The organism is Nitrospirota bacterium (assembly GCA_016214385.1).
In the GTDB taxonomy this organism is placed as follows: domain Bacteria; phylum Nitrospirota; class Thermodesulfovibrionia; order UBA6902; family JACROP01; genus JACROP01.
Genome location: JACROP010000105.1, coordinates 1 through 9,625, shown reverse-complemented (window position 1 = coordinate 9,625; position 9,625 = coordinate 1). Strand labels below are relative to the sequence as shown.

Below are 9,625 nucleotides of genomic sequence, written 5' to 3'. Positions count from 1 at the left end.
TGAACCCATAAGTTTGGATATGAACCCCCGTTAGAAAGGACGGGGCTTTCTACCGGGGTAAAATATTCGGGTTCAAGTTACAAACTTGAACCCGCCAAGACAGGTAGGGCAAGCCCTGCCCCCGCAAGGGTTCGGCAACAAGCTCTTGTCTTTTATAAAAGAGTTGTTAAATATAATCAAAAACAGCGATAATAAAACCCATGCTGAATAAAGACTCTATAACTACATTCCTCAAAGATAAAACACTGCGGCCTGTGAGTCTCAAGGAAATTGCAAAGGGGCTCGGTGTTGCAAAAAAAGAATTCCGGCCGCTCACGAGACTGCTTGGTTTTTTGACCGCTTCAGGAGAAATCGTAAAAACCCGTACAGGCCTTTACGGCCCAGCAGAGAAAATGAACCTCGTATCCGGCTTATTTGAGGCACACAGGGACGGCTATGGTTTTGTCCTTCCTGACAGGCCGGGTGAACGGGACCTCTTTGTCCCTGCAAGAAACATCTTTGGGGCCATGGACGGAGACCGTGTAATTGTCAGGGTTGAGAGCTGGTCAAAGAGGGATGCGAGGGTAATAAGGATTCTTGAGAGGAGTCATAAAAGGGTTGTTGGAAGGCTTGAGTATGGGAAAAATTTTTATTATGTAAAACCAAAGAATAAAAAGATTCCCTTTAACATATACATAAGCCCGAAGGAAAAAGGCGGGGCAAAGAGTGGCGATATTGTTGTTGCTGAACTCACATCTTATCCAACCCCTGAAAGGCATCCCGAAGGCAGGGTCTTAAAAGTTCTTACACAAGCAGAAGAGCCAAAGCTCGAGATTGATATGATTATTGAGGAGTTCTCCCTTCCGCGCAAATTTCCAAAGTCTGTTCTTGATTCTGTTCAAGAAATCACCGAAAAAGTGAGCCACCATGGGAGGGTTGACTGCAGGCAGCTTTTGACTGTGACTATTGACGGAGAAATGGCAAGAGATTTTGATGATGCAATATCCATAAGGAAAGATGCCGATGGATTTACCCTGTGGGTGCATATTGCAGATGTCAGCCATTATGTCCCCTGGGACTCCGCCTTAGACCTTGAGGCAAGGCGCAGGGGCACAAGCGTTTATTTCCCTGACAGGGTAATACCAATGCTTCCCAAAGAGCTTTCCAACCATATATGCAGCCTCAATCCTAAAGCCGACAGGGCAACATTAACTGTTGAGATGCAATTTGATGAAAATGGGAATATAAAAAAACAGGACTTTTATCCGAGCATCATAAACAGCAACGAGAGGATGACGTATACCTCTGTAAGAAAAATCCTTGTGGATAATGACCCGGAGGAACGGCATAGGTATTCTTATCTCCTTCGGGATTTTGAAGTCATGGAAGAACTCTGCGAGGCCCTCAGGCAGAGGAGATTAAAAAGGGGCAGTCTTGATTTTGATTTGCCTGAGCCTGAAGTCCTCCTCGATATTCAGGGAAAGCCAGAGGCAATAATTAAGGCAGAGAGAAACCTTGCCCACAGGATTATAGAAGAATTTATGATTGCAGCCAATGAGGCTGTGGCCGAATATCTTACAAGGCTTGCAATACCATCTATTTATAGAATCCATGAAGAACCAGACCCTGTGAAGCTTGAAGACACAAAGCCTTTATTTAAAGCACTCGGTATTCAGCTTAGAAAGGCTGGACACAGGATATTTCAAGGAGTAATTGAGGCTGTGCGGGGAAGGCCTGAGGAGGCCCTGATAAACAATATCATTTTAAGGCTCATGAAGCAGGCAAGATATTCGGATAAAAATGTTGGTCACTTTGGCCTTGCGTCAGAATGTTACACGCACTTTACCTCTCCGATAAGAAGATACCCCGACCTTGCAGTCCACAGGATACTGAAGGATTCACTTAAAAAGAAAGGGCTTTCAGATAAAAAGAGAAAATACCTCGAAGGGCTCCTGTCAGAAATAGCCTTTCATTCTTCAAGGATGGAGAGGGTTGCTGATGAGGCTGAAAGGGAGGTGGTAAATGCAATGAGGGTTTGGTTTATGAGGGATAAGGTTGGAGACGAGTATGAAGGCTTTATCACTGGCATAACTCCATATGGCCTCAGGGTCCAGCTTAAAGATTTTTTTGTTGAAGGCTTTATGCATGTCTCCTACATGCCTGATGACTATTATAAGTTTAACGAAGAGCGTTACTGTCTTACTGGAAGGCATAAAAAGAAGTCACATACTATTGGACAGGAGGTAAAAGTAAGGATTGAGCGTGTGGATATAGAGGAGAGGGAGATAGTGCTCGCAATGGCATAACAGTAAAACAATTTTTCTAAGGGGTTTACTGACACTAAACACTGACCCGAACACTTTGTTTTATTGACAGGTTAGATTTATTCTGGTAAAGATTTTATTAGCCGCCCCGTTAGAGTCTTAGCCTCTAACGGGGTAAAGAGGAGAAATGGGAAAAACAATTCTTGTAATAGACGATGAGCCGGGGATCAGGGAATCATTCAGAATGATTTTCAAGGACTTGTATCCTGTCCTTTTTGCAGGCAGCGGAAAGGAAGGTCTCAACCTTGCCAACAAGGACATCAGTCTTATATTTCTTGACTACAAACTGCCTGATTTAAGTGGCCTGGATGTATTGAGGGAAATAAAAACACACCATCCATCAATTCCTGTAATCATGATTACAGCTTATGGAAGTGAAAACTTGTGCCTAAAAGCCTTTAGACACGGGGCCATAGATTATATAAAGAAACCTTTTGATATAGAGGAGATAAAGGCAAAGGTGGAACTTCTATTGAAAATTAGAAGTACGGGGGCAGAAGTTCGTCAAACTGTATTTCTGGAATGTAATAATTCTGGACGGAAACCAGAGGGAATACCCCTCCATGTATTTAATGGCCTTGTGAGGGCAAAACGATATATTGATGAACATTACATGAGTGAGATATCTCTTTCACCAGTGATAAAAGAGGCTGGTATGAGCAGGGCTTATTTCTGTAAATATTTTAAACTCCTCACAGGTTATTCCTTCGCAAGCTACCTTAACAACCTTAAGATTAAAAGGGCTACGGAGATACTTTCAAATAAAAATCTCTCAATAACTGATATAGCAATTGCATCAGGATACAGCGATGTAAGTTATTTTTCCAGAATGTTCAGAAAAATCATCGGCTGCCCACCAACACGCTACCGGGGCACTAAGGGCTCTAACTAAAGGCATAACACTCTCTACGAGTCGTAGACCCTACATCTTTAGACAAAAATCCAAAATCTTTAGAAGAACGTTATAGCATTCAAAGATGCGAAAGGCTAAGCTTGCATAGCCGTAACCACCATAATAAAGCGGATAGAAAAGAAATTATAAAAGGTGCACTTGTAGGCACCTAACATTTCAAAATTTAATAGGAGGGAGGTAAAAGTCTATTTTCTGTCATTTCGAGCCCTTCACTTTCTGTCATTCCGAACGAAGTGAGGAATCTCGTTCTGTTCAGGGTAAACTCCGCGAGAAATCTTACAGTCGTTACGATTCAATAAGTTTTAAGATTCCTCGTCACTACAGTTTCCATTCACTCCGCTCAGGACAGGCTCTCGGAATGACATAACTGAGTAGTTTTTCAACAGGCTGTTTAGAGAGTCTTGATAGTTATTTTTCCTGATAGTTCTATCCAGAAGAAAAATTGGAATACAGCAATTCTGGATAAGTGAGGATTGTTTGAGGACGGAATATCCTGGAGCAATGTTTTGTAGAAACTGATCCAAACAGGTTTTCTCAAATGCTCCGGAGCAGTTAAAAAAATTCACAAAAAAGCAGGAGGTATAGCATGAAGACCAAAATCTTTTTTGGCATCTTAAGCGTGGTGTTTTTAGTCACTTCAGCCTTTGCCGTTTCCAAGGAAATCAAAATCGGAGGTGGTGCAGCGCCTGTAGAAAATGTTTTAAAGCCCATAAAAGAACCTTTTGAAAAGGCCACTGGAATCAAGCTGAATATAGTTGAGAGCGGGCCCAAAGCAGCCCTTATGGATCTCGAAAAGGGTAAAGTTGATGCGGCAACGGCTGGACTTGCCTTAGAGGACTGGATTAGCCTTATAGAAAAAGACGGACACAAGGTCCAGGATAAGAGTTCGCTTAATCCAGTGGTAATAGGCAAGGACAACATCAGGGTAATAATTAACAAAGACAATCCAGTTGCAATGTTAAGCAAGGAACAGCTTAAGGGAATTTTTACAGGCAAGATAACGAACTGGAAAGCTGTAGGTGGCAAAGATTTACCCATTATTGTTGTGTGGGGAAAACTCATCCCGGGAACCAACGATTTATTCACAAAACACATTATGGAGGGCGGATCTGTAACAAAGAGTATTTTTGAAGTAGCCACAGCCGCTGATATAAAGCAGAAGGTATCAGCAACACCCGGCGCTATTGGAATCGGCCCGGCAGCCGCTATTGACGCCAGCATTAAATCCCCTCAGACCCCTGAGATATCGAGGCCAATAGTTCTCCTCACAAAGGGAAAACCTTCTGAGACTGTACAGAAGCTCCTGGAGTTTATAAAGGGTGAGGGGCAAAAATATATTAAAGGTTAGTGATTGCTGCGGGATAGAACTATCAAGCATTTTGGGGCAGGTGTTGCCCTGCCTCACATTTCTTACAACTCCTTGATTTTCAAGGGGCTGCAAGATATTAAACAGACTTAAATAGAAAGGAGGTGAAATTTGATGAGGATGAAAAGGATTCTTATTTTATTGATGGCCTTTGTATTTACCTTTAGCATTGCTGGTTTAAGCTTCTCAAAAGAATCTGCAGAGATAAAAGGCATGGTCACAAAGGTTGAAGGTAACATGCTAATCATTGTAGATGATATGGGCAAGGAAACAGCAGTGGAGGTTAAGGATGCAAAGGACATCAAGGTTGGCAATCGTGTGGTAGTTAAAAATGGCGCGGTAACAAAAGAGCCTGCCGAATCGCCTGGCTCTTCACGCAATTAGCTTTTCGGTATTTGGGGCAGGTGTTGCCCTGCCCCATCTTAATTTTTGTGACAAAAAAAATCAAAAAGAGGGGAGGTGATTTAGTTGATAAGGAAACCACATTTTCTAAAGGGCACATTCTTTTTTGTTGCACTTCTAATGCTAATTGCTGTAATTGCTTCTGGGTGTGCTACAAAAGAGTATGTCAAAGAGCAGATAGACCCTGTTGCTGACAGGGTTAAGAAGCTGGATGACAGGCTTGCATCAATAGAAAAAAGGATTGCAGCCATAGACGGAAAGATGGACGGCTTTAGCAAGGACCTTGAGGATGCAAAGAAAGCGGCTGAGGAAGCCAAAAAGCTCAATCAATCTGCTATTGAGAGGGCTGAGAAGGCTGCTGACAGGGCCGAGAAGGCCGCTGCAAAAGCAGTAAAGGTATTTGAGGAAAAGCAGAGAAAGTAGTGGTAAGGATCGTAAAGTTTTTGGACTTCTATTTGCTGGGAGTGACAAACAGACTATTTTTAACAGGATTGAACTGGTAGAGAAATACCTTAAGGTAAAGGTTGTACCTGGAAAAGGAACTGTATGTTAAAAAATTAAATTTAATTAATATGCTTTTCCGCCAAAGGCGGAAAACTCCCCCGACTCCTGCACATCTACAGGGATGCCATCCACCTCTCTCGGAATGACTTCTTCTGGTCTCAGGTGTGCAGGGTCTTCCTTTTTTTTCACGTAAACTACAATGCACTTCTCCTCCGTATATTTACCTTCTCTCTGGCAGAAACCCACTGCAACACCCACCACATTTGGATATGCCATAAGCTTGGATTCCCACTTTTCTTTTATTTTAAACATATCTTTTCCCATCTCGTAGAGTCGAGTCTCCGACTTATGCTCAAAGGAATTTCCAGGTAATACGATTAACAAAATTAAACTAAGACATCTCTTAAATATAAGGCTATCTGGATTGTTTTTTAAGACAACGCCCTCGAAATTACAAAACACTTGAGTAATCTTACCCCAATTTTTAGACAAAAATCCAGAAAATTTGGACGACAGTTATAACGCACAAACCTGCGAAAGCCTAAGATTTATTTATCAAGCCGTCAATTTTTAGATAAAAAGCCAGAATTTTTAAACGATAGCCCAGGTTTTCGCTCTTAGATTTATTTTAGATTTATGTTTAACTCCTCTCCTTAAGAAACTCCCGGGGGACAGGATGGGGAGAAAGGGAGGTGATAACTTAGGAGAAAAATAGTGAGCAACCAAATAAACCAATTTTTTGGGAAACCTTGAAGTCTGATGTATAAATCTTATAACACATATTCTTCGTAGGAGGTAATCATGGAAACTGGTATCAAGCAAGCCAAAGGTTCCGGGGCGGTTGTGGAATTGTTCGGTCATGTAACACTTGTTGAAGGTTATGATTTACCAAAATTTAAAGGATGCCATGCATTAGTAGCGCTGCGAGATACGCCGGGCAAGACAGTAGCAGTTCTAACGAAGGCGCATAGACTGCAAACATTACTGGAAACGGCTCTTTCGACAGGCAACCTTATCGCTTTCTGGGGACAAAAACTTGTCTCACCGCCAACGCCACGTGGAGGAACATGGAGTGTAGAAGTTTACGGCATCGATGGAGTGATCCTCTACAACATGAAATAGTATTTAGGTTACTGCAACGCAAAAAAGTGCAACTTTCTTAATGGAAAATTTGGTTTTATAACATAAAAGGGAGGAAATCATGGAAAGTGTGTATGTCACATATGGAAGGTAAGATATTTGACAAGCTGACGCCCTTGCCACTCGGTGATTAAAAATCCAGAGATCTCAACGGGAAGGAGGTAATTTATTATGGAAGAAAAAGGAGAAACAAACAAACTAATATTGGACGTCGAACTTCACGGCCTGAAACCTGGTGAAGAAAAGCCAAAAATCGTAATGTATCTTCTTGACGCCACTGGAACAATTCAAGAGAAGGTAGCATGTGTTGTAGAAGGAAAACTGACACTTGACCCGGCATTAGCAGAGGAAAGGCAAAAGATATTGGCCCTTGGCCCTGAGGTGAAAGACTTAAAGGAGCTGCGGCGCGATATGCTCTTGCAGTTTAGAATAGGAGAGCAATGGCCGATATGGGAAAGCATAAAGGTTATTGAGATCCCGAGAGACTGGTGGTTTGATTGGCCGTTATTCAAGACATGCGTTTCTGGAAGGGTTAGAAGATGCTGGCCGATTTTCAAGCCCCTTCTGCCCCGACCAGAGTTAGGCGGAATACAGATACCAATACATCCAACAATACCGTTTCCTTGGTCCCAGCGTTGCAGCCCCATTTGTAACGGCGTAGTTGAAGTATACGAGAGGGAATGTTGCTGCCCGCCTTGGATTATCCCTGATATTTCTGACATCCTGAGAAAACTGAAAGAATTGGTTGAAGTATGGCCACCGCATGTTTTTCCACCCCCACCTCCTCCGCCACCGGATAAAATCGGTCCGATTGGGCCCAGACCTGGCCCTGACCCATCGCCTATTGACAGGACTGTACTAAGAAGTTTGAAGCGAAATGAGTCATTCGGCATAAAACCATTGATAGCTGAGATGCCTGAGCATTTATCACAAGACATTAAGGCATTGGAAACCATGCCCCAGGCTGAGGCTATCAAGTATGTCTGGGAAAGACCTCATCTGTGGCACTTTTGTTGCACCTGTAGTGAGCGCAAGTTGGGAGAAACAACACTTGGCCCTGATGGACACTTTACCTTCTGTTACACCCGCTTCCCCCGGCTCTTCCGAAGGCACTGCCGTAGAAGTTACTTCTACAAGGTAAAACAATGGCAGGAAAACCAATGGGTATATATCTACGATGGTTCTGCTTCGCATCAGTATTTTACAGCAGACCAGTTTGCTGACCTGAAAACATGGAAAGGTCGTGCCTGCGCTGGTGACGATCCGGATGTCCCGTATGAGCGGCCATTTGTAATGTTGCAGGATATTGGCTCAACGCATAGTTGGAGGTTGGTTAGTCACTGGCTTGGAAAGGATGTTGCTGGCAATGATTTAACCCAAATTGATGACAATAGCGTTGCGATGCCACCGGCCAATGGTGGCCTTGCTAATCCCCCTGGCCCCGGCGGCGCCACCCTCATGCAACTTGTCAATCAGCCATGGGGCGAAATGTTGTGGTTCAGGCTCTACTTCCATCCTGGTATGAAGGCCCTTGGAGCCCGGTATTACAGAATAAGTATTGTTCCGGCTGGACCGAATGGTAATCCTACGCCAGGTTCAACGCCAACATATTTAACAAACCCCATATCCTGGCTTAAGTTTGTCTACGTGGGTGGTCAAGTGCAGGTTCTGGGAGAAGGCTTGGGCCCTAACCCTGTTGGAGGAAATGTTGGTTTATACCGAATCCCATACCGTGAAGATGCCCTATGGCTTGAAGGACAGCATCACCAAGTCTGGGATACAAGGCTTCAAGCGAATGGCAAGTATCTCCTTGCCATAGAGATCTTCGATGCAGCAGGCAACCGTCTGACACCTGGTGTTGCGAATGGCACGGATATACACAAAGACTTTGACTATCTCAGATGGCTCGAAGAGACAGGGCCGGACAGTGTAAGCAGGGTAACTTTTGCCAAGCTCCAACATCTGTTCTGGATAAATAACCTTCCTGTTTATGCAGATATTGTTGATCTGCGCAAGGATGGCGTTGCATCTGGCGATGAGTGTCAGTTCATGACCGGACCAGAGGACAGCACGCTCTCTGCTGGTTTCCGTGCATTCCATTCTACACTGAATTCAGGGGCACCGCCTGAGACCTTCATGTATTATTACACGATGTGGTGGCATCGAGGCTTGAACGGTCCGAACGGTACGATTGAGACAGGAGGTGCGAACAGGCCATCTAACTCACTTGCCGACCCGCCGGCAGTATCGGCTACGCAGACCTTTGCACAGATGCTGGGCACTAATACAGTTGGTGCAAAATGCACCTTTGCTGTCAACCTTAGGGTATACGCTAAACATACCAACGGAAGCAGGAGGTTACTGGAATACGACCGTGAAGATCAGGCTGCGTTTGCATTAGAGATAACGTCTTAAAAGATTGTCGCTAACAGGGGGTGCCGACTTCGCAATGTTCTGTCCAACGGGCCTTCGGCACCCCGAAATGACTAAATATCCATTTCTTAAGATTGTTAAGAAAGGTGGTTTCGTCATTTTTAGACGATAGCCCAAATGCTCGCGATTAAATTATGTTTATATGATTTTAATTATAGAAAAATTTTTCTTAGAGGAGGACTTGCATGAGTGAAACAGTTGAAAAATTTGGCATGGGCTGGCTACCTGACTATCCTGATTTCAGGGATTACACAGAGGAGCAGGAAGAGATCAATAAGATACTAACGCCGACACGCATTCTGAAGGCGGTAAAGATCCCTGCATCTGTCGATTTAAGGGCATGGTGCTCACTTGTAGAGGATCAGGGTTCACTCGGCTCATGCACTGCCAATGCAGGGGTCGGTATGGTGGAATACTATGAAAAAAGGGCATTTGGAAGACATATAGATGCTTCACGACTTTTCCTTTATAAAGCAACAAGGAACCTTCTTCACTGGACAGGCGACACTGGTGCATTTCTGAGAAGCACGATGGGCGCCTTAGTCCTCTTCGGCGTCCCGCCAG

Annotated in this window: 9 protein-coding genes; 8 read left to right on the top strand and 1 reads right to left on the bottom strand. The window is 43.9% G+C overall.

What is annotated here, in order from left to right; all coding sequences use genetic code 11:
* The first annotated feature begins 200 nt into the window (after positions 1-200).
* From rnr to HZC12_06625, 5 genes are all read left to right on the top strand, one after another.
* Positions 201-2,285: a ribonuclease R gene (gene rnr, locus HZC12_06645; GenBank protein MBI5026389.1), complete on the top strand. Its 2,085-nt coding sequence runs from the start codon at positions 201-203 to the stop codon at positions 2,283-2,285.
* 145 nt (positions 2,286-2,430) lie between these two features.
* Positions 2,431-3,195, top strand: coding sequence for a response regulator (locus HZC12_06640; GenBank protein ID MBI5026388.1), 765 nt, complete (start codon positions 2,431-2,433; stop codon positions 3,193-3,195).
* Between the two features lie 607 nt (positions 3,196-3,802).
* The gene (locus HZC12_06635) at positions 3,803-4,564 is read left to right on the top strand and encodes a substrate-binding domain-containing protein (GenBank protein MBI5026387.1); all 762 of its coding nucleotides are present in this window, start codon (positions 3,803-3,805) and stop codon (positions 4,562-4,564) included.
* Positions 4,565-4,696: 132 nt separating this feature from the next.
* Positions 4,697-4,966 (top strand): hypothetical protein, encoded by a 270-nt coding sequence (locus tag HZC12_06630; protein ID MBI5026386.1) that lies wholly within the window; start codon positions 4,697-4,699, stop codon positions 4,964-4,966.
* 84 nt (positions 4,967-5,050) lie between these two features.
* Positions 5,051-5,407 carry a hypothetical protein gene (locus HZC12_06625; protein ID MBI5026385.1) on the top strand — a complete coding sequence of 119 codons (357 nt, stop codon included), beginning with the start codon at positions 5,051-5,053 and terminating at the stop codon, positions 5,405-5,407.
* A gap of 144 nt (positions 5,408-5,551) precedes the next feature.
* On the opposite strand, the gene HZC12_06620 is transcribed toward HZC12_06625, so the two are convergent.
* Positions 5,552-5,812, bottom strand: a complete 261-nt coding sequence (locus HZC12_06620) for a hypothetical protein (GenBank protein MBI5026384.1) — start codon at positions 5,810-5,812, stop codon at positions 5,552-5,554.
* Between the two features lie 477 nt (positions 5,813-6,289).
* On the opposite strand from HZC12_06620, the gene HZC12_06615 reads away from it, so the two are divergent.
* The 3 genes from HZC12_06615 to HZC12_06605 form a co-directional block, all read left to right on the top strand.
* Positions 6,290-6,610: a hypothetical protein gene (locus HZC12_06615; GenBank protein ID MBI5026383.1), complete on the top strand. Its 321-nt coding sequence runs from the start codon at positions 6,290-6,292 to the stop codon at positions 6,608-6,610.
* Positions 6,611-6,799: 189 nt separating this feature from the next.
* Positions 6,800-9,043 carry a hypothetical protein gene (locus tag HZC12_06610; protein MBI5026382.1) on the top strand — a complete coding sequence of 748 codons (2,244 nt, stop codon included), beginning with the start codon at positions 6,800-6,802 and terminating at the stop codon, positions 9,041-9,043.
* Positions 9,044-9,246: 203 nt separating this feature from the next.
* The coding region (locus HZC12_06605) for a cysteine protease (GenBank protein ID MBI5026381.1) at positions 9,247-9,625 on the top strand (379 nt) is incomplete at its 3' end.

Coding starts and splice junctions, on each gene's coding strand:
- HZC12_06620 (MBI5026384.1), bottom strand. CDS start 5,812: ATGGGAAAAGATATGTTTAAAATAAAAGAAAAGTGGGAATCCAAGCTT.
- HZC12_06615 (MBI5026383.1), top strand. CDS start 6,290: ATGGAAACTGGTATCAAGCAAGCCAAAGGTTCCGGGGCGGTTGTGGAA.
- HZC12_06635 (MBI5026387.1), top strand. CDS start 3,803: ATGAAGACCAAAATCTTTTTTGGCATCTTAAGCGTGGTGTTTTTAGTC.
- HZC12_06640 (MBI5026388.1), top strand. CDS start 2,431: ATGGGAAAAACAATTCTTGTAATAGACGATGAGCCGGGGATCAGGGAA.
- HZC12_06630 (MBI5026386.1), top strand. CDS start 4,697: ATGAGGATGAAAAGGATTCTTATTTTATTGATGGCCTTTGTATTTACC.
- HZC12_06610 (MBI5026382.1), top strand. CDS start 6,800: ATGGAAGAAAAAGGAGAAACAAACAAACTAATATTGGACGTCGAACTT.
- rnr (MBI5026389.1), top strand. CDS start 201: ATGCTGAATAAAGACTCTATAACTACATTCCTCAAAGATAAAACACTG.